This window comes from Pedobacter chinensis, from assembly GCF_003339865.1.
Classification (GTDB): domain Bacteria; phylum Bacteroidota; class Bacteroidia; order Sphingobacteriales; family Sphingobacteriaceae; genus Pedobacter; species Pedobacter chinensis.
In genome coordinates this window covers 566,019-586,622 of record NZ_QPKV01000002.1, presented here as the reverse complement: position 1 = coordinate 586,622, position 20,604 = coordinate 566,019, and the positions used below count along the sequence as shown (strand labels likewise).

At 40.8% G+C, this 20,604-nt stretch carries 15 protein-coding genes; 5 read left to right on the top strand and 10 right to left on the bottom strand.

Annotation, left to right across the window (positions count from 1 at the left end):
* Window positions 1-68 precede the first annotated feature (68 nt).
* Genes DU508_RS03765 through DU508_RS03745 form a run of 5 tightly spaced genes read right to left on the bottom strand, consistent with a single transcriptional unit; the run spans window position 69 to window position 2,524 of the window.
* Complete coding sequence (locus DU508_RS03765) at window positions 69-704, bottom strand: conjugal transfer protein TraD (RefSeq protein ID WP_115401485.1); 636 nt, start codon at window positions 702-704, stop codon at window positions 69-71.
* 2 nt (window positions 705-706) lie between these two features.
* Window positions 707-979, bottom strand: a complete 273-nt coding sequence (locus DU508_RS03760; RefSeq protein WP_115401484.1) for a DUF3408 domain-containing protein — start codon at window positions 977-979, stop codon at window positions 707-709.
* Between the two features lie 11 nt (window positions 980-990).
* The gene (locus DU508_RS03755; protein WP_068597194.1) at window positions 991-1,263 is read right to left on the bottom strand and encodes a DUF3408 domain-containing protein; all 273 of its coding nucleotides are present in this window, start codon (window positions 1,261-1,263) and stop codon (window positions 991-993) included.
* Between the two features lie 11 nt (window positions 1,264-1,274).
* Window positions 1,275-1,751, bottom strand: a complete 477-nt coding sequence (locus DU508_RS03750; RefSeq protein WP_115401483.1) for a DUF3408 domain-containing protein — start codon at window positions 1,749-1,751, stop codon at window positions 1,275-1,277.
* 5 nt (window positions 1,752-1,756) lie between these two features.
* Complete coding sequence (locus tag DU508_RS03745; protein WP_115401482.1) at window positions 1,757-2,524, bottom strand: ParA family protein; 768 nt, start codon at window positions 2,522-2,524, stop codon at window positions 1,757-1,759.
* A 767-nt stretch (window positions 2,525-3,291) separates the two neighbouring features.
* On the opposite strand from DU508_RS03745, the gene mobA reads away from it, so the two are divergent.
* From mobA to mobC, 3 genes are all read left to right on the top strand, one after another.
* Window positions 3,292-3,729, top strand: coding sequence for a conjugal transfer protein MobA (gene mobA, locus DU508_RS03730; protein WP_115401479.1), 438 nt, complete (start codon window positions 3,292-3,294; stop codon window positions 3,727-3,729).
* A gap of 2 nt (window positions 3,730-3,731) precedes the next feature.
* Window positions 3,732-5,021, top strand: a complete 1,290-nt coding sequence (gene mobB, locus DU508_RS03725; protein WP_115401478.1) for a conjugal transfer protein MobB — start codon at window positions 3,732-3,734, stop codon at window positions 5,019-5,021.
* A gap of 106 nt (window positions 5,022-5,127) precedes the next feature.
* A complete protein-coding gene (gene mobC / locus DU508_RS03720) occupies window positions 5,128-7,128 on the top strand; it encodes a conjugal transfer protein MobC (protein WP_115401477.1) in 2,001 nt (666 codons plus the stop codon).
* 50 nt (window positions 7,129-7,178) lie between these two features.
* Here mobC and DU508_RS03715 read toward each other — a convergent pair whose 3' ends face one another.
* Complete coding sequence (locus tag DU508_RS03715; protein ID WP_115401476.1) at window positions 7,179-12,572, bottom strand: N-6 DNA methylase; 5,394 nt, start codon at window positions 12,570-12,572, stop codon at window positions 7,179-7,181.
* The gene (locus DU508_RS03710; protein WP_115401475.1) at window positions 12,559-12,996 is read right to left on the bottom strand and encodes a DUF1896 domain-containing protein; all 438 of its coding nucleotides are present in this window, start codon (window positions 12,994-12,996) and stop codon (window positions 12,559-12,561) included. Before DU508_RS03710 ends, DU508_RS03715 begins: the two co-directional genes overlap by 14 nt.
* A 185-nt stretch (window positions 12,997-13,181) precedes the next feature.
* On the opposite strand from DU508_RS03710, the gene DU508_RS03705 reads away from it, so the two are divergent.
* Both DU508_RS03705 and DU508_RS03700 read left to right on the top strand, forming a co-directional pair.
* The gene (locus tag DU508_RS03705) at window positions 13,182-15,311 is read left to right on the top strand and encodes a DUF262 domain-containing protein (RefSeq protein WP_115401474.1); all 2,130 of its coding nucleotides are present in this window, start codon (window positions 13,182-13,184) and stop codon (window positions 15,309-15,311) included.
* A gap of 18 nt (window positions 15,312-15,329) precedes the next feature.
* On the top strand, window positions 15,330-16,088 hold the full coding sequence (locus DU508_RS03700) for a Swt1 family HEPN domain-containing protein (protein ID WP_115401473.1): 759 nt from the start codon (window positions 15,330-15,332) through the stop codon (window positions 16,086-16,088).
* Between the two features lie 29 nt (window positions 16,089-16,117).
* On the opposite strand, the gene DU508_RS03695 is transcribed toward DU508_RS03700, so the two are convergent.
* The 3 genes from DU508_RS03695 to DU508_RS03685 are packed head-to-tail and all read right to left on the bottom strand — an operon-like array spanning window position 16,118 to window position 20,547.
* A complete protein-coding gene (locus DU508_RS03695) occupies window positions 16,118-16,999 on the bottom strand; it encodes an ORF6N domain-containing protein (RefSeq protein WP_115401472.1) in 882 nt (293 codons plus the stop codon).
* A complete protein-coding gene (locus tag DU508_RS03690) occupies window positions 16,999-19,083 on the bottom strand; it encodes a type IA DNA topoisomerase (RefSeq protein WP_115401471.1) in 2,085 nt (694 codons plus the stop codon). Before DU508_RS03690 ends, DU508_RS03695 begins: the two co-directional genes overlap by 1 nt.
* A 6-nt stretch (window positions 19,084-19,089) precedes the next feature.
* The gene (locus DU508_RS03685; RefSeq protein ID WP_078690908.1) at window positions 19,090-20,547 is read right to left on the bottom strand and encodes a DUF3945 domain-containing protein; all 1,458 of its coding nucleotides are present in this window, start codon (window positions 20,545-20,547) and stop codon (window positions 19,090-19,092) included.
* Window positions 20,548-20,604: the final 57 nt, after the last annotated feature.

Below are 20,604 nucleotides of genomic sequence, written 5' to 3'. Positions count from 1 at the left end.
AGAAACAAAAGAAGCAAGAAAACTTCAGTTTTCTTGCTTCTACAATTTCTGACAAACGTAAATATTTCCTATACAAACTCCCCAATATCAAAATCACTTAAATCACTTTTCCGCAAATTGGAAGAACCGGCTTCGGTATCAGATGATGAAAGTGTGCTGTCCAGAAGCTCGGCAATCTTTTTGGAAGCACCTTGCATTGAACTTTCGAGTAGAGCAAATAATTCGGTTCCCTGTAATCTTTGAACTATATCAATCGCTGTTTCCTTTTGGGCTGGTTCCAATGTTTCTTTTTGGAGCAACACCCCCACGCTGTTTAGTTCTTCAAAGGTAACCCCCTGGGCAAAACCGTCATCGCTACCGGAAGTTCTGTACCTGTTCAAATCTTCTTCTTCCTCTGCCAAATCGGGTACATTATTACTGAACACCTCGTCCAGTTCTTCCTGCGGAATTTGTTGAATACCTACGTTTTCATTTGTGTCGTATTCGATGTCTAAATTATCAATATCTACCTCCGGTTCCGCTATCTGGCTTTCATTGGCAGTATTTGGCAGGGATTGGCTTCTTACGGGCTTTGGTTGCCCCATAATATCGGGCAGTTTCGGGTCCTGTTTCGGCTTTTGTTCCGACTTTCTTTTAATGACAATCTTGTCCTGCAAAAGCAGGGCAATAACTATCAGCAGGCATACTACAATTACTATTTCCATCGCTAAAAAATTGGTTTGTTCTGTTTGTTGTAATAATCGATGATGTCTTCGCCAAATTCCTTGAAGTGATGCTCAAGAATGTTGTCTATTAATGAGTAAAGCGTGGCTTTTTCTTCTCTTGACACCTGTACAATGCGGAGCAAACGTTCGTGGTATTCGGGGCGTATGTACACTACTTTTCCGTGCCGTCCTGACGGAAAGCGGTTGATGAGGAATAGAGAGGGATAAAGGTTTTTCCACTCTATATTTTTCTGGTTTTTTCTATTGTTGTTCATCGCTATAATTTTTAAAAAGTTGGTTTATCTGCTTTACCATAAAGCTCTTTCATTTCCGTTCCGAAATCATCAAAATGATGCTGAAGCAAATTCTGTAAATAATCGGCAAGGGTCAGCTTGCCACCACCGAGCATAAATACAAGCAGGTTCAGTTTCTGATGAAACTCTTTGCTGATATATACCGTTTTCCCTTTCCTTGCCATAAACTCTGTAGGTGTAAGGAAAGTGGATTTGTATTGAGCCGTGCGTAAGGCTTTGTCTGTTTTTTTGTTTGTATTTTTCATAATCAGATGCTTTAAAAAATGGGTTTAAATTTCTCGTTAAAATCATCGGTAATTGCTTTCTCAAACAGTTCAAAATGATGTTCGAGAATGTTATCGAGGTAAGCATACAGCGGTATCTTATCTTTCCCGATAACCTGTACGATACGGGAAAGGCGTTCGTGGTATTCCTGCCGGATATAGATGCTCTTGTCGCCCCGCTTTTCCATTGAGTGCGTATTGAGAAAACGTTCACCGTAGGTACTGTCTGAATTTTTTCTGGCTCTTGTTCGCTCTTTTTGCACAGGCTTCTCCTGTATTTGATCCTTGACCTCTTCTTTAGCAATTTCTACTTCTTTGATTTCCTCTTTGGCAGGCTCTTTGGCAGGCTCTTTGGGCGTCTCGGCGGGTGGCTGTTTCATTCCCTCTTTGCGGACACCGCCAGCCATTAATGACATCACATATTCTTCGTCAATTTCAGGGCTGTTTCTTTTTTTATTTCCTTTTTCCATAATCGTTACAGTTCAATGGTTCTTAAAAATTCCTGGATAAATAAATCCAACTGACAAGCAGCCATCAGCCTTTGGTCGGGCGGTAGCAAAGAAGAACGAAAAGGCGTTTTTTCCATCGCTTCACTTTCTTTTCTGAAACGCTTGCTGTCCGTTACATAAATTTTCATCAGGGAGAAACCCAAGTCCGCTATGAATTTGCCGTACAAATCATAGAGTTCCGATTTTTCACGTCTGTCCACCTGGTTCCAAAACAGGTGGATACCTTTAATAGTGCTTCCCCCGTTTTTCATTATAATATCAGTAAGAGCCTGTGTAAAGCTCAGTGTACTTTCCACGACAACCCTGTCAGCCGTGATAGGCGAAAAAATGTAGTCCATTCCCATAAGGGTATGAAGTATTCCGGCAGAGTTGACCGTTCCGGGCAAGTCGAAGAAAACTACATCAAACGGAATAGTTGAGGAACGGAGTAAATTATCGGCTTCGCTCAAAGCGGTTTCCGCTTTGCATTGCTCTATCGTGTAGGCTTTCTTATTAATGGTCATAAATTGCCTGTGGGCAATCCGCTTAAAGTGTTCGTTTTCCCTTACGGCTTTCAAATCCCTTTCACGCATTTTCAATAAACTGTACTGCGGATAATCGCAATCCAACACGGCTACATTGTAGCCCATCCGGTAATGGAGCAGGCTGGCAACAAGTGCCGTAAATGTGCTTTTGCCAACGCCGCCTTTTTGAGAGGAAAAGGCAATGAACAGCGGTTTCTTTTTTGTTTCCATATCTTAAAAAATTAAAGTTTCTACTTTCTTGCAGGCTTCCCGTCCTGAGGACTGTCTGTCAGTCATTCCTGATTTCATTCCGGCTTCCTTGCAGGATAGCCAGCCATCTTGCTTTACTGAACTTGTGACTGTCTGCCTCTCTGCAATACGGCAGGACTGCACCCGTTCCTGTTTGCTATCAGTCAGTATAGCCGTCATTCCTGTACTCCTGCAAACCTGCATACGTTCAGGAAGTCTGTCTTGCGTGATTGCCTGTCGTCAGTCTATCTCGTTTGCTTTCTTACAATCCTGCAATCTTGCAGTCTTGCAATCCGGCTTGCAGAATGGCCTGCATTTCTGAACGCTGTCTATCCGCTCTGAATGATGGTCTGATAGCGTTCCTGCCTGAAATCTGATACAAAGAACCAATGTTATTTTCCTTGTTGTACACAGGTGGCAGTGTTTGGCGTTCAAAGGCAGTGTTTGGCACTCTGTTACACTGCAATGCTTTCAGAAAGAGGCCTTTACTTTGTAAAATGAATTTTATTAACGGATTTATGCAAAATCGAATGGACAAAACGGAATTTAACAGTAACGGCATCGAGCCGTTTTTCCCTGTTAAAATCAATCCGTCCCGCAGGGCGGATTTTTGTGTTCAACAGAACACGGCAAGTTGTGTTTTGAGCATCTCGAAAACTTTTCGGATGCTCAAAACAACTTGCCCTTGCAGGGGGCAGAAAACGTCCTCCGAAGTCGGCGTTTTTGTGTGAATTAAAAATGGATTAGTGATGAATGAGAACAGCAAAAAGCAGTTAAAAAAGACGGGGCGACCGCTTAAAGACGACCCTGCGAAAATCCGCTACACAATTTCCTTTACCGAGGAAGAACACGCCCGTTTTCTTGCCCTCTTTGATAAATCGGGAATGCAGGTAAAGGCACATTTTATAACGTCCTGTATCTTCAATAAGACGATAAAATCGGTGCATATCGACAAAGGAACGGTTGATTTCTATATGCGACTGACTTCGTTTCACAGTCAATTCCGCTCAATTGGTGTCAATTATAATCAGATTGTGAAGCTATTGTACAAGAGTTTTTCCGAGAAAAAAGCATCGGCTTACCTGTATAAATTGGAAAAACAGACAGCAGAAATGGTCGAATTGTTCAAAAAAGTGGTGGAGATAACCGAAGAGTTCGATAAAAAATACCTCAAAAAACAGCGGTAGTAATGATAGCGAAAATAGGAAGAAGTGCAAATTTATACGGAGCATTGGCGTATAATAATCTGAAAGTAGAGAAAGAAAACGGACAAATTCTGTTTGCAAATAAGATAATTGAAACGGCAAACGGGCAGTATTCCGTTGCACAATTAGCACAATCTTTTGCTCCTTATCTGTTAGCTAATCAAAATACAGAGAAACATACCCTGCATATTTCGCTCAATCCCGACCCGAAAGATACCGTTAGCGATGATAAGTTTCGGGAAATGGCACAGCAGTATATGCGGGAGTTGGGATATGGCGAACAGCCTTTTGTGGTATTTAAGCATACCGATATTGACCGTACCCATATCCATATCGTGTCGGTTTGTGTGGACGAAAACGGAAAAAAGATTTCGGACAAATTCGAGAAAATGCGGTCGATGAACATCTGCCGTGAACTCGAAAAACAACACCATTTGATACCTGCAACAGATAAAGAGCGTAGCCAGAACGATAAAATTTTCCACCCTGTGGATTACAGTAAAGGCGATGTAAAAAGTCAGATTGCATCCGTTGTCCGACACCTGCCGAACTATTATCAATATCAGACTTTGGGAGAATACAATGCTTTGCTTTCTCTTTTCAATATTACCACCGAGAAAGTGGAGGGCGAATTGCAGGGAAAACCACAGCAAGGTTTGCTGTATATTCCGTTGAATGAAAAAGGCGAAAAAGCAGGAAATCCGTTTAAGGCTTCCTTATTCGGAAAGAATGCAGGGCTACCAGCATTGGAATTGCATTTTGCGAAATGCAAAACGGCTTTGAAAGACCACCCGACCAAGCAGACGTTAAAAACAGCCGTTACCATTGCCCTGCAATCTACGGATAATGAATTGAGCTTTAAGAAGCAGTTGGGCGAGCAAGGTATTAACGTGGTGGTTCGCAGAAACGACACCGGACGTATCTACGGTATGACGTTCATAGACCACAATTCAAAAACCGTTTGGAATGGCTCACGGTTAGCAAAGGAACTTTCTGCCAATACCTTTAATGATTATTGGAACAATAACATCAAGCCCGACATCAAAGAGCTGGACGAGCCACAAGAAAAAATATCCCGTTTAGAGGACAGAGAGGAATTAACATCAGAGCAACCGCACCCTATGTTTGAATTTGATGATACCAATAAGAAAGACGACGGTTTGATTGAAGCCTTTGGTGGTTTGCTCATTCCCGAAGCACAGGGAGAAGATTACGATGAAGCGGACTTTGCCAACAAAATGAAGAAAAAGCGGAAACGCAAAAGAGGTCAGTAGTTATATTCAGCCAAACACTGCCACGTACTGCCTTTGACTGCCACAATCTCACAGTCACACTATATAGCTCATAAATTCACGCCCGAACATTTAAAAATTTATAAAAATGCAGGGAGAAGACGATTTAAGAGGGCTTGCAAAGATTATGGCTTTTATGCGAGCAGTAAGCATCATTATAGTATTGATGCACTTGTATTGGTTTTGCTACGGTTTCTTTATAGAACGTGGCTGGACGTTAGAAATCATCAACAAAATATTAAGCAATTTTCAGCGTACCGCCGGACTGTTTTCACATACACTATATACGAAAGTTTTTGCTTTAGTATTATTGGCATTAAGCTGTTTGGGTACTAAGGGCGTTAAAAACGAAAAGATAACCTGGTCTAAAATCTATGTGGCTTTAGCTATCGGCTTTGTCCTTTTCTTTCTGAACTTTCCTCTCTTAAAGCTACCACTGAACACAGCTACATTTCTGTATATACTTACCACAAGTTTAGGTTATATCGCCTTAATGGTAGCTGGAGTATGGATGAGCCGATTGCTCCGTACTAACCTGATGGACGATGTTTTCAATAATGAAAATGAGAGTTTTCAGCAGGAAACCAAACTGATGGAAAACGAGTATTCGGTCAATCTACCTACCAAGTTTTATTACAAGAACAAATGGAATGATGGCTGGATTAATATCGTCAATCCTTTTCGGGCAACGATTGTGTTGGGAACTCCAGGTTCCGGAAAATCGTATGCCATTGTAAACAATTATATCAAACAGCAGATTGAGAAAGGCTTCTCAATGTACATCTACGATTTCAAGTTTGACGACCTATCTACGATTGCTTACAATCATTTACTGAAGAACAGGGATAAGTACAAAGTTCATCCGAAATTCTACGTGATTAACTTTGACGACCCAAGAAAGAGCCACAGGTGTAATCCATTAAATCCCGACTTTATGACGGATATTTCAGATGCCTACGAAGCGGCTTATACGATAATGTTAAACCTCAACAGGTCGTGGATACAGAAGCAAGGGGATTTCTTCGTGGAAAGTCCAATTATCTTGCTTGCAGCAATAATTTGGTATCTGAAAATTTATGAGGATGGTAAATATTGCACCTTTCCCCACGCCATTGAATTACTCAATAAAAAGTATTCGGACGTATTTACGATTTTGACCTCTTATTATGAATTAGAGAATTATTTATCTCCCTTTCTCGATGCCTGGCAAGGCGGAGCCCAAGACCAGTTGCAGGGGCAGATTGCATCGGCAAAAATCCCTTTGTCAAGAATGATTTCTCCGAGCCTTTATTGGGTAATGACCGGAGATGATTTTTCGTTGGACATCAACAACCCAAAGGAACCAAAGATTTTATGCGTTGGCAATAATCCCGACCGTCAAAATATTTACTCCGCAGCATTAGGGTTATACAATTCAAGAATTGTAAAACTCATCAACAAAAAAGGACAGCTAAAGAGTTCTGTTATCATAGATGAGTTGCCCACAATTTATTTTAGGGGCTTGGATAATCTTATCGCAACGGCGAGAAGTAACAAGGTGGCTGTGTGCCTGGGCTTTCAGGACTTTTCACAGTTAACGAGGGATTACGGCGACAAAGAGAGCAAGGTAATACAGAACACGGTTGGTAATATATTCAGTGGTCAGGTGGTTGGCGAAACGGCAAAAAGTCTTTCGGAACGCTTCGGAAAGGTATTACAGAAACGCCAAAGTATGACCATCAACCGAAATGACAAATCAACTTCAATTTCTACGCAGTTGGATAGTTTGATACCAGCTTCTAAAATCTCAACACTTACACAAGGTATGTTCGTGGGTTCGGTATCTGATAACTTTGACGAGCGTATCGAGCAAAAGATATTCCACGCTGAAATCGTGGTGGACAATGACAAGGTAGCTGTCGAAACCAAAGCCTATCAGAAGATACCAGAAATATTATCCTTTGTTGATGAAAACGGTGAAGACAATATGAAACGGGACATTGAGGCTAATTATAGACAAATAAAACTGGATATCGTTCATATTATCGAAAGTGAGTTGGAAAGGATTAAGAATGATCCTGACTTACAACATCTGGTGCAAAAAGAATAAAAAAATTAGCTATCTTTTTTAGGGTAGCTATTTTTTGTTTACAGATACAGCTACATTGTCCGTAATCGTACAGAATTCCCTTGTAAATCATTAATATTAATGGTTTCCTCATGGTGCTCAGTCTCCTGATTTTTTAAGTCAGGGGTAATGGATAACTGTATTTTTCGTTCCACGGCAGCCAGTTCCGTTTTAAGTTCGCTCAATCGGCTTTCCTTAGACCACGTTCCGCCCACTACTTCCTGAAGTATAGGCAGGTCTTTTTTAATTTCAGTAATCTTCTTTTGTTCCTGGTCAATATAGCCGGGCAATTTTTCCAATGCCCTCAAAAAGTTCAATGATGCGGTTTCGGGTTCTTTCGCCATTAAACCATTGTTGTAAGTGTACTTGATATTGCCCTCTCCCTGTACCAAAAAGCGGTTTACCCGAATATCTACGCCCTCTTTTTCGGATATTTCGGTTTTAACCAATAAGGTAAATCCATACAGGCTTCCTATTTCTTCATACTGACCTCCGGTGCGGGCTTTATCCGCAAGCTGGTTGAGTTTCGCTCCGATTTGTTTTATATCCGCATTGGGCTGTAAGCCGTCCAACTGAACAGGGTTTGCGATAGTGCCGTCAGAACGCTTTTGTATGCGTTGCTGTAAATTTTCCCAATCAAGGCTCATTCGGTTTAACCAACTTTGGGAGGCTTCCAGCAATTCCGTAAAGTCTTGTAGCTTGTATTTAGCACTGAATTTAGAACGGTTGAACGCTTGCTTTTCGCTTTCCAGTCCTGCAATCTGCTTTTCTAATTTGGCTTTGTCCAACAGGTCTGTATTTCCTGAAAGGATAGCCACATATTCCGAAAAGTTCATTCCCGATTTTTCGTCCATACTGCCCTCGTCAATGGTACGTTTACCGAGATTATTGTTTTTTAATTGGTCAATAAATAGCTGTTTATTGTACAGCAGGTTGAACTTATAACTGTCCAGTGATTTTTCTACGGCATAGATGATTACATCTACTTTGTTATCTGCAAAAAACTTGGCAATCTCATTGCCCTTACGAACAGCTCTGCCATCCCTTTGGGCAAGGTCGCTCGGTCGCCAAGGGGTATCTAAATGATGAACGGCAACGGCTCTTTTCTGTGCGTTCACGCCCGTACCCAGCATACTTGTAGAACCGAACAGCACACGGATTTTACCCTCGTTCATTCCCTTAATCAATTCCTTACGTTGCTTGTCCGTTTTGGCTTCCTGAATAAACCGGACTTCATTCGCAGGTATACCGTGGTCTTCCACGAGCTTACGTTTAATTTCGGAGCACACGTTCCATTCGCCCGGCTTGTAGGTTCCTAAATCAGAGAAAACGAATTGTGTTCCTTTCTGTGCGTTGTATTGGTTATAATACTTAGCAATATTATTGGCACAATGCGAAGCCTTATTATCTGGATGGTCTTCATAAGCACCGCTTACCATTCGCATATCGAGCGACATCTTACGGGCGTAATCCGTAGCAATAAGCATCTTTGCTTTTTCTTCGCTGGCACTTAGCTTTGGTCTGCCCAACAGTTCCGCATTTCCTGTTTTGGCAAACTCCATTAGTTTTTGGATAAATTCAGCTTGGTCTGGAGTAGGTGGTATGTTATACAGCACCTCGTTCTTATTCGGGCGGTCAATGCCTATATCCTTTGCTGTTCGGTAATCCGTGATTTCAGAATAGAATTGGGCAAGCTCCGGCACTTTGATAAAGTATCGGAAACGCTCTTTTGCCACGATATTGTTAGCGACTGAAAACTCATAATCGGTTGTTTTCCTCGCATAGATAGCTGCCCACGCATCAAAAGAATGAATACCCTGCTTTTCCATTGCTCTTGGTCGCAGGTATTTGAACAGCAGGTACAATTCCGTTAATGAATTGCTGATAGTTGTACCCGAAAGGAAAGTTGCTCCCATATCCGCATTGATGCGTTCCTGAATGGTACGGATAGCAAAGAGCAGGTTCATTGCCTTTTGACTACCGTCCACATTGCCCAATCCGGCAACCCGTGTATGCCTTGTATTGAACATCAGATTTTTGAACTGATGGCTTTCGTCCACGAACAAATGGTCTATACCCATCATCTTAAAATCCACCACATCATCTTTGCGGTTTTGAATATCGTGTTGTAGGGTTTTGAGCTTTACTTCGAGGTTTTCTTTCCGCTTGATTACTCCGGCAAGCATTCCTCTGGTCACTTCCTTGCCTTGCGATTGTAGGGCATCGAGGTTACGCTCTACGCTGTCCAATTCTATTTCAAGGATTTCTTTTTGTATTTCGGGGCTTTGGGGTATCATTCCGAATTGGTCGTGTGTAAGGATTACACAATCCCAATCGTTATTTTTAATATCCCCGAAAATCCGCAGGCGTTTTTGGGGCGTAAAATCTTCTTTGCCAGGAAACAGGATTTTAGCGTGTGGATAAGCAGTGCGGTAGGCTTCGGCAATTTCGTGAACATTGCTTTTCAGCCCGATAATCATAGGCTTGTGGGCTAAACCCAAACGCTTCATTTCCTGTGCTGCCACACACATCACAAGGGTTTTTCCTGCACCTACTTCGTGGTCGCAGATAGCACCGTTATTGAGTTTTATCATCCAAACGGTGTCCTTTTGGCTCGAATACAGGTCTTTAATGCCCAATGCTTTACGGTCTAATCCCGGAAAATCCTGATGTGTTCCTTCATAGTTGGGGCGGACGAAGCAATTAAACGTATCGTTGTATTGGTCGGTCAGCCTGTTTTTAAACTCATCGTTTTGGGCGTGAAGCCACTCGGTAAATGCGGTACGGATTTCGTCAATCTTGGTGTATGCCATTTGTATGGCTTCCATATCCCGTACCTTGACCTCTTGGTCGCCAACCTTGATTTTCTTGGTAATATCCGGTGTGGTATTGACAAGGGCGTGTTTTAGTAAAGCAATCCCGTCAAACGTTCTGCTTTCGGCTTTGACAGCATATTTTTCCCATATGTGTAAATTCTTACGGTCGCACTTTACTGAAAAATCGTCGGAGCTTTCAGAATAATGAACAAGTACGTCCGTATCAAAAAGATGTGAAGCAAATCGGGCATAAATGCCTGTGGGTATCCAGCGTTCGCCCAAATTAAAATCGAGTTCCTCAAATTCGATACGTCTTGGTCGGGCTTCCTCCAATACCGTAAGGCTTGCTTTAGCCTGGGCATCATCAGGATTGTTTTCGATGTAGGTTCTTACGTCCTCTGCTTTCTCCACCACATTGCCCGCAATCCAGCGTTCGGATATTTCATATTCCTTTTGCAATGGATTGTAGTAAATACGACCGTTCAAGGCTTCTTTCAAAGCATCGTCAGGCATTCCGCTTATTTCGGACATATAGCCCAAATCCACGCTTCCGTATTTGTTAAGGGATGCCGCTAATGCTTCTTCGGGATTGTCCGTTGCTATGGTTACGGTAGAAAAACTTACAGGGCGGCTGAATATATCCGCTTTGTGTACCACACCGCCAACGACACGCTCCAAATAAGGGATTTCCTTACCGGAACTATCCGTTTTAATGAGCTTGACATTATCGGCACTGTTGAGGTTTCCGTACCTTTTTACAAAGGCATCGTATAAGCGGTTAAGATTTTCCCTTTCTTCTTTGTGTTCGGTCTGAAAATTTGCCTCCTTATTGTAAAGCTCTTGGTATATATCCCGTACCGCTATGTACGCTTCGGCTCTTGCTTTCTGTGAGGTTGGTAATTGCAGCGGGTGGAAAACAGCCGTACCGTCTGCTGTATCTACATCTTGCAGATGACCTACCCAACCATTATCCACCACAAGGCAATCGTTTCGGTGGAACGATTGCAACTTGCCACTATAAGGAGCAGGTTCGGGAATGGTATCGGGAACGGCTGGCTTATCAGCTTGGCCATTCCCGTTGATACCCGAAAACAAATCGCCAATAACTTCTTGTTTATTACTATTGGTAGCCGTTGTTCCGTTTGTAGTACCGTTTGAAACCGGAGGTGTGTAAGGCTGTTGCGTAGCAGAACTGAACAGGTCAGTTTGGCGACCTATCGCACCTCGTCTTTTGTTAGCGGTTTGTCTTTTGGCTTGCGTGGTTCTTTTGGGTGGAGCAACTGCCATTACAGGTTCGCTCACATTTTCAAACAGGTCGAAAATGCTTAACTGCTTTTCCTGTGAGCTTTCCTTTACTATGGTTGTTTGCGTAAAACGAGGTTGTTCCGGCTGAATGATTTCACGCTCAATGACCGGAGGCGTTGGCTGTACCGGAATTTGTACGATTGGCTCATCGTTCCGTTCGCCTTTGTACAAATCCACATTCAGGTGCTTTCCAAAATCATCGGAAAGCATCATTTTCAAATCTTTGGCAATTCCGGCAACACCGTCTTTATGGATATAGATAATTGCGGGCTGTCCGTAAGGGTCGGTATCTATCTTACGGTCGGTATGTATGACCCTTGTACCATTCTGAAAGTAAGCATTGCTTGGCGTATTGTATTTGGTTTGCCTGCTTTGGCAAAATAGTTCTTCCGTTTCGTTCAGGCTTTGTTTTGCCGTATTCTTTTGCAGGATTATCAGGTCGCTTCCAACCTCTGTACCTGCATATTCTGTAAACAGATTGTTTGGCAGCCGCACAACCGAAACCAAATTATTATCCTGCATTAACGCCCTGCGTATCGGCTCATTCTTTGGGCTATTCAGAATGCCTTGTGAAGTGATGTAAGCCAACAAGCCACCCTCACGGAGCATATCGGTTCCTTTCAAAAAGAAATAGTTATGAATGCTTCGGGCAGCCTGTACTTTTGCACTATCCTTACTTCGGGAATAGGATAAATCAAAGACGGAAGTATCGCCAAAGGGGATATTGCTGGCAACAACATCATAGGTGTTGTGTTCCTTTTCGGGGATTTCCTCAAAGCCACTCACACGGATATTGCTTTCAGGATAAAGCTGTTTTAAAATTTTTCCTGTCAGCACATCCTTTTCATAGGCTGTAACTTCGGTTTGGCTCTCTGCAAAGGATTGAACAAATGAACCGATACCTGCGGAGGGTTCGAGGAATTTCTGAATGTTCAGACCGCTTTCACGCAGGGATGCAGAAATAGCATCTATAACCTGTGGAGGCGTATAAAAAGCCGTCAGTACGGAACTTTTCATACTATCCACATATCGGCGGTATTGTTTATCGTCTTCGGAATTTTCTTTGAGTAGCTGGTGGAGTTCCTGCGTGATTGGGAACAGGTCGTGTTCCGTCTTTCTCCAATTGTTGATGTCTATTTCTTCCGCTATGGGGTTCAGCACGAATTTAAGACCACCAAATCCGCTGTATTGCATCATTAGCAGTCTTTCACCTACGGTGGCTTGACGGTTCTCCTTTTCCAGTTTAAAAGCAATTCGCAGGGCATCAATGTTTTGTTGGAGATGTTGCTTTTTACTGAAGCCCATTTTCCTCTATCCATATTGCGATGGTTCCTGTTATTTCGGTGTAGAGCAGGTCAAACTCATACCCGTAAGCGAAATCATCGGTTAGTTGATACTTTGCAAAAACAGCCTCACAAACAGGGAACATTTTTAGTGCGAACGGTCGCAATTCCTCGTCTGCCATTAGGGTATCAAACTCATCGCATACGACTTGGAAAACCGTATCGAATTTGGAGAAATGCAGTTTTTCAAACAGGATATAATTGGCTATTTCGTTGCATTGCTCAATGGTATTTCCCGAACGAAAAGCACCCTCGTAGGCATTGGCAGCCCACGAAGAACGCTGGTCTATAAACTTTTGGTCGTTGGCTTTTTCGGGAAAGCTCGTGTTTAATAATTCTTGCAGTAGTAATCTGAAATACGATAGGTCTTTTTGCTGTGTATCCATACTATAATTTTGTTTAGAAATTTACTTGAAGCCTAAAATTATAGCAGTAGATAAGAGCCTTTGCAGAAGTGGCAGGGTTTGGCTTTGAGTGGCGGGATTTGGCGTAAAACCACGTAATAACGAAGAGTTTAATTTGTATTTTTGATAATTGATAAAATCAACAATTAAAGAACGGTCATTAAATAATGAATGAATTAGAACCCTTAAAAAGTATTTTTAAAGACAGAATATTTAAAATACCCGATTATCAGCGTGGTTACGCTTGGACAACAAGACAACTGAAAGATTTTTGGGAAGATTTAGTCAATCTTCCTGCCGATAGATTTCATTATACAGGTTTACTCTCTTTGAAAAAAGTCGATAAAAATATCTGGAATAACTGGAATGACGAACGATGGTTAATTGAAGATAGAGGATTTAAACCTTTCCATATTGTTGATGGGCAACAGCGATTGACAACATTTGTAATTTTCATTCAAGCCATTTCGGAACAATTAAAAGCAATACCGGAAAACAAAGGCAAAAAAGATGAAGAAATTTATCTTGGCTCTTTTAGCTTAAAGGCTATTAAAGAAGAATATTTAGTAATAGAAAAACCTCCTCAGTTTATTGTTACAACCTACAAGTTTGGCTATGAGATCGATAATCCGAGTTTTAAATATTTACGTCATAAGGTTTTCTTAGAACCAAATAGCGGAACAGTACAAGAAACTTTTTACACGCTCAATCTTGAAAATGCAAAGCATTTTTTCAAGGAAAATCTGCAAAACTATTTTGAAACATACGGTTTAACCGAGATAGAAACATTATTCAAAAAAGTTACGCAAAACCTGATGTTCAATGTTTACGAAATAAGTGACGATTTTGATGTTTTCGTAGCATTTGAAACGATGAATAATCGTGGCAAAAAGCTGTCAAATTTGGAACTTCTCAAAAACAGGCTAATTTATTTGACGACTTTGTATGATGAAAAGGAGTTAAAAACTGATGAGAGAAATTCTCTGCGTGAAAAAATCAATGATGCTTGGAAAGAAGTTTATTATCAACTTGGGAGAAACAAGAAAAATCCACTTAATGATGATGATTTTTTAGTGGCTCATTGGATAATGTACTTTCAATACACGAGGGAGAAAGGAGATGATTATATCCGTTTTTTGCTGGAACAGAAATTTACACCTCAAAATATTTATGCAAAAACAGAGGTGAAAATAAGTTCGTTGCAAGAGTTTGAAGAAGTTCGGGAGGATGAAGATACCGACCAAGAAGAAGTTGAAATAAACGGCGAAGAAGAAGTAATTGTTATGCGTTCCCAACTTTCTCCCAAAGAAATAGAAGATTATGTGAACAGCTTAAAGGCTGCCGCTGTACATTGGTATAATACCCATAACCCTGTAAATAATCCGGACTTAACCACACAGGAAAGTCTTTGGATAGACCGTTTGAATAGAATTGGTATAATCTATTTTCGTCCACTCGTAACAGTAGCTTATTTGAGTAAGAATGTTAATCCTGATAAGAGAGTTCAGCTCTTTAGAGCAATTGAGCGTTTCATTTTTATTACATTCAGGCTTAGCCGAGCTTTTTCAACATACAGAAACAGTGAATTTTATCGTGCAGCAAGACAACTGCGAAATGGGGAACTAACAATTGACAATATCATTCACAGATTGAATGAAAGAATGGATTATTGTTTTTATACACCTGAAAATTCTGAAGAAATCTACTTTGATTATACCTATTTTCAAAAGTTCATTGACAAGAAGTTTAAAAGCGGAGGAGGTTTCTATTCTTGGAATGGGCTTCGATATTTCTTATATGAATATGAAATGGAGAAAGTTAGACAAAGAGGAAGCCAAAAGATAGATTGGAAACTGTTTGTTAAGAGCGAAAAAGATAAGGTTTCTATTGAGCATATTTATCCACAGACACCAACAGATAAATATTGGAAACAAAATTTTAAGGAATATAAAAAGAATTTTCATCCTTTTTTTCAGGGAACATTGGGCAATCTTTTACCATTGTCGCAAAGTATAAATTCAAGTTTACAAAATGATTGCTTTGAAGATAAGAAAACAGCAAAATATAATGACAGAAAGGAAAAAATAAGACAAGGATATTCTGACGGTTCGCATTCAGAGATTGAAGTGTCTGGATATGATGTTTGGAACCCGGTTGCTATACTTGACCGAGGTAATAAATTATTAGAATTTATGGAGCAACGCTGGGATTTGAAATTTGAAGATGATGAAGCTAAAGCAGAATTATTATTTCTTGATTTTATGCTTCCAGAAGAAGAACATAGTATAGAAGAATAACCTAAAATATTTATGTAAATGAATTATACAGAAAACATTGAACGCTTAAAAATACTACTTACAGGAGCATCTACCGATGTTACTATAACAAGTGATAATGAAGCAGAATATAAAAGATTGAAAAGTGAACTGAATAAATCTGCGAAGTTCCAAACCAACCAACCAAAGGAATTTAAAATTTGCTTTACTCTTCAAGAATTTAGAAGAGAAATGCAAGCAAAAGGAGGATATGCGGAACGAAGAAAATATATTAATGAGATATTCTACCCTCTAATTTCAGATGAAAACTCCCTATTAGATAGCATCGAGGAAATACAACAAAATGTAAACTTTGGGCATTTAAACCTTTTGCCGCAAGACATACAACAAAAAGGACGAGAAATGTCGGAAGTCTATTTGTATTTATATTGTATTGAAAATTCTTTAAGAATATTTATTGAAGAAATTATGAAGACTGAAACAATAAATATTCCCCGAAAAGTACAAGAAACCATAGATAAACTAAAGAAAAGCGAACAAGAAAGTAAATATTTGCCCATTCGAGGTAATAGTGATTTATTTTACTGCGACTTTATTGAGTTAGGAAAAATAATAGTTGGGAATTGGACAATTTTTGGGAAGTATTTTCCTAAGCAGAATGAACATTGGTTGAATGTAATGGTTGATGAATTATACAAAATACGGTGTTTGGTTGCTCACAATAGTTATGTTGGTAAAGATGAACGTGATGCACTAAAAGTTTATTATAAGAGTATCACAGCCCAATTACAGTTATAGTATAACAATAAACCCTCTGAATGGAGGGTTTATTGTTGATTAAGGATTTGAAGCATCCTGCCAACTTCAATATCCATTCGTGAAAAGGCAAACCATTTTTTGCCCAAGTCTTTGAGTGATGCTCCGATATGATAAAGCTCCGTATCGTCGATAATCAAAAATCGGTCGTGAGCATCGGAGAAAACCTCAACCTCAATCGGATGATATTGGCTGTTATATCGTTGCAAATCCAGCCGTAATTGAGTGCTGATGCTTTTGGTATAGATGATGGCAGTTACATTCGTATTGCGTTTGCCTAACAAGGTCAGCACCGTATCGTCCACATAATTATCAAGCAGGATAATGGAGCTTCCGGCACTTCGGATAATATCTGATACAAAGGCGTAGGCATCAAAAACCTGTCCGTTATAGAAAATACCTTTTTCGCTGTGGAGCTTGTCGTTTTCCAATGCCTTAAATAACTCTTCAAATTTTTCGTCAGCTTCTAATTGCTTCAGTTCAATCTTATCCAACCGATGAAACAAAGAAGCATTGCTAGTAAGCATACGCCGCATTTCTACAAAGGCTTCCATAATTTCAACACTGACTTTAACGGCAATATCTGAACGGAGTATGGCAGAAGCCATTGCAACCCCTTGTTCGGTAAAAACATAGGGCAAATAACGTCTTCCGCCGTAGTTCAAACTTGAGGTTCCAATTTGGAACCTCAAGTTGCTGGCTTCCTCTTCGGTCAGTTGAAAGCAAAAAGAAGCCGGAAACCTTTCAATATTTCTTTTTACGGCTTTGTTGAGGTTCTTTGTTTCCACTTGGTATAAGGAAGCGAGGTCGCTATCCAGCATTACTTGCTTGCCACGTATGGTATAAATCAGGTTTCTGATTTCCGTTGTACTAATGTTAGGTCTATTTTCCATTACTTCTTGTAATTTTTACTTTTCTCAAATTCAAAGGAACTATCGGCTTGCTCATTCAACACGATGTAAGCATCGAATTTCTTTCCGGCTTTGCTTTTCATTCCTTTGATAAGTGAGGTTTTGCCTTTATTAACAAGGCTTTCAATATCGCCTATGCCGATTTGTACACCGCACACATTGCGGAATTGTACCCAATTACATCTTTCATCAGGGCATTTGGCAATCTTGTCACGGATAATGAGTTGCTGGCTTTTACATTTCGGACAGGTAAGTTTAGGCAGGTTGCTTTTGGCAATGGAGGTTTGCAACAGCTCATTGGTAATAGTAGAAGCATAGGTTTCCATTTCCTTTTGAAACGCACTTGCATCTGCTTCGTTGTTTTCGATTTTCTGTAAAGCCAATTCCCATTCGGCGGTCATTGCCACATCTGCAATTTTTCGGTCTTTAACCAATTCATATACCTGCAATCCTTTTTCGGTTGGGATTAAGGATTTCTTATCCCTTTGGATATAATTTCGGGTAAACAAGGTTTCGATAATCGCCGCCCTTGTTGCAGGTGTACCAATACCGATATTTTGCAGGGCTTTCCGTTCCTCTTCGTTTTCGATTTCCTTTCCGGCACTTTCCATAGCCGACAAAAGCCCTGCTTCGGTATAAAGCACAGGCGGTTTGGTTTGCTTTTCCAAAACGGTGGCTTCCTTAATTTTGAGTTCATCACCTTTTTTCAGTTCAGGTAAATCCTGTACAGGTTCGGTATCATCATCCGAAAAAGTCCCTTTAAGGGAACGCCAACCTGGTTCAATAATTTTACATCCTTTTGCCGTAAAATCGTAATGCAATGCCTGTATAGCAATATCGGTTATCTCCTTGATACAGGCTTGTGAAATAGCTTCGAGCAGTCGAAAAGCAATCATATCATAAACCGCATTTTCCTTTGCGTTCAGGGCAGACGGTATTTTATCCGTAATCAACAAACCGTGATGGTCTGTAACACGCAGGTCGTTCACGATACGTTTGTTGAAACGACCCCATTTCACTTTGGTTACAGCTTGTTTGCAGGTTTGCCTGTCCTGCAATGCTCTCACGAGATTGGGAATTTCTGCCCACATATCTTCGGGAATGTATTTGCTTCCGGTGCGAGGGTAAGTGATAAACTTCTTTTCATAAAGGCTTTGGGCAATGTTCAGCGTTTCTTCGGCAGAAAGGTTAAGCTTTTTGTTCGCTTCCTTTTGCAGTCCTGTAAGGTCAAACAACAAAGGCGGTTGCTCCGTAACGCTTTTTGTTTCTACCGATGTAATTGTTGCCGTATCGCTTCGCTGAATGGATTTCAGCGTATCATTGGCGAGTTTTTGGTCTTCCCATTTAGTTTTAGAAAGGCTTTTAAAATCAATACCTGCTTTGTGATGCAACAACTGTATCTGCCAATATTTCTTTACCGAGAAATTTTTGTTTTCCAAATAACGTTTGCATATCAAAGCGAGTGTGGGTGTTTGTACTCTTCCGAGCGAGTAAACTCCATTGCCTGCAGCAATGCTCAATGCTTGTGTAGCATTGATGCCCACCAACCAATCGGCACGGCTTCTGCCTTGTGCTGCCTGATACAACCCGTCAAATGCTTTTCCGTCTTTCAGGTTGTCAAAGCCTTTTTTGATGGCTTTTTCGGTAAGCGAACTAATCCAAAGCCGTTCAAACGGTTTCTTGCATTTGAGGTGTTCGTATATATAGCGAAAGATAAGTTCGCCCTCACGTCCTGCATCGGTAGCTACAATAATGCTATCGCTACGGTTGAAAAGCTGGTCTATTATTTTCAGTTGCTTTGACGCACCAGCATCAGCGGTATAACCTTTGTCTTTTTTCACTTTCCGGACGGTCAGTAAAAACGGGTTGGGGAGTATCGGCAATGATGCTTTGTCAAATCCCGTAATCCCGTAATCTTCGGGCATTCCCAATCCTATTAAATGACCGAATGCCCACGTAACAAAATAGCCGTTACCTGTCAGGTAGCCGTCCTTTTTATCGGATGCTCCCACAAGTCCGGCTATTTCCCTTGCTACGCTTGGTTTTTCTGCAATTATTGTTTTCATATTTTACTACATTTTTCTGCCTTTGGACTTTGCAGGTGCTTTGGGCTTTTCCTGTTGTTCCTGCTGTTGTTTATTTTTCGGTGTTTGCTGTCCGGACTTCAAAGGCTCGTTGATATTTTTGGTCGCTTCGTTGGTCTTGCCCTCCGAATTGACCGCAGTTTGCGTTTTATGGGATTCGGTTGGCTGCATTCTTTCTTTATATTGATTTGGAAACTCAAAGCCAGTTTTTCCGGTGTCTTTGTTGAACGTGATGTAACCGTTGTACGTTTGCCCTTTCTTATCAACCAGACCTGCCATATATATGGTTTGACCCGCTTTGAAATCCTTGTATTGATCATCGGTCAGTTCCTTGCCACGAAATGTTTTTGGAGCTTCCTGTGGTTGGCTTTGTTGATTATTCTGTTGGTTGTTTTGCTTTTGTCCGTTGTAGTTACTGCGGTCAAACAGAAATTCGGTATAGCGTTTATCGGCATTGTACTGTACCGTTGCCGAAAACTCCGTTCCTTTTGTGGAAATCATACCCTCCAATTTGAGCGGTTTGCCCTCCATTAAGGTTTGCTTTTGCTCATCATTGAGTTTTACACCCTTAATCTCATCGGGAATTTTAATAAAATCCGTTCGCAGTGCAATGACATCATTGGTAAGCCTGTCAATACTGATAATGGACGGCATTAGTTCGCCAGTCTTGGAATTTTTCAAATCAACCACACGCCCCATATTGCCCGTTTCGAGCAGGTTTTTCTTGTCCTCATCAGTAAATTTGTGTCCAAAAAACTCAAAATGCAGATTAGGCTCTTTTTTGATGCCGTGTATTCCCACAACAATTTTTCCGTCTTCGGCTTGCTGTAATGACAGTCGGGCGTCTGTGCGGAGAATAGTACCTCCAAGATTAACCCCTATCGGTACGAGTTCATTGGTTTTATAACCTTTCAATAAAGGTTCAAGCAGGTTTCTTTTTTCAAGGTATTCCTTGCTTAATCCGAGATTGGTCATTGTATCCCAATCAATCTGCTCCGGCTTATAGCGGTATTCGCTTACATCCGGCGTTGTCTGTGCTGTTGCCATATCATTTTTATTTTCTTGTTTATTATTCTCTTGTGTGGCGGTTTTGACTTCGTGTTCTTTCATCACTTTTTCGCCTTCCGAAGTTGGCTTATCTACCTGCTTTTGCATTTCCTGTGCTTTCTCAACGGCGATAGGTGCAGGCACTTTGAAAAATGAAAAATTGGTAGGGTTCTTTAGTTGGCTAAAAAAATTGGAAAAGAAGTTGGAAAAGAAATCGCCACTCTTGTCCACACGCATAAACTGGTTTTGGTTTTTCTTCGTGGGGTCAACGGTTTCCATTTTCCCGTTTTCGTCTATGCTCTTTACGGCTTGGATTTTCATTTTTTCTTTGTCCAGTACCAATAATATGTCCGATAATTGTTCGGGCATTTCCTGTTTATTTGTGGTTTCTTCACTCATAATATGAAAATTTTAAAAGTTTACCGCCGAATGTAAAGGAAGCGTTCACTACGTTGC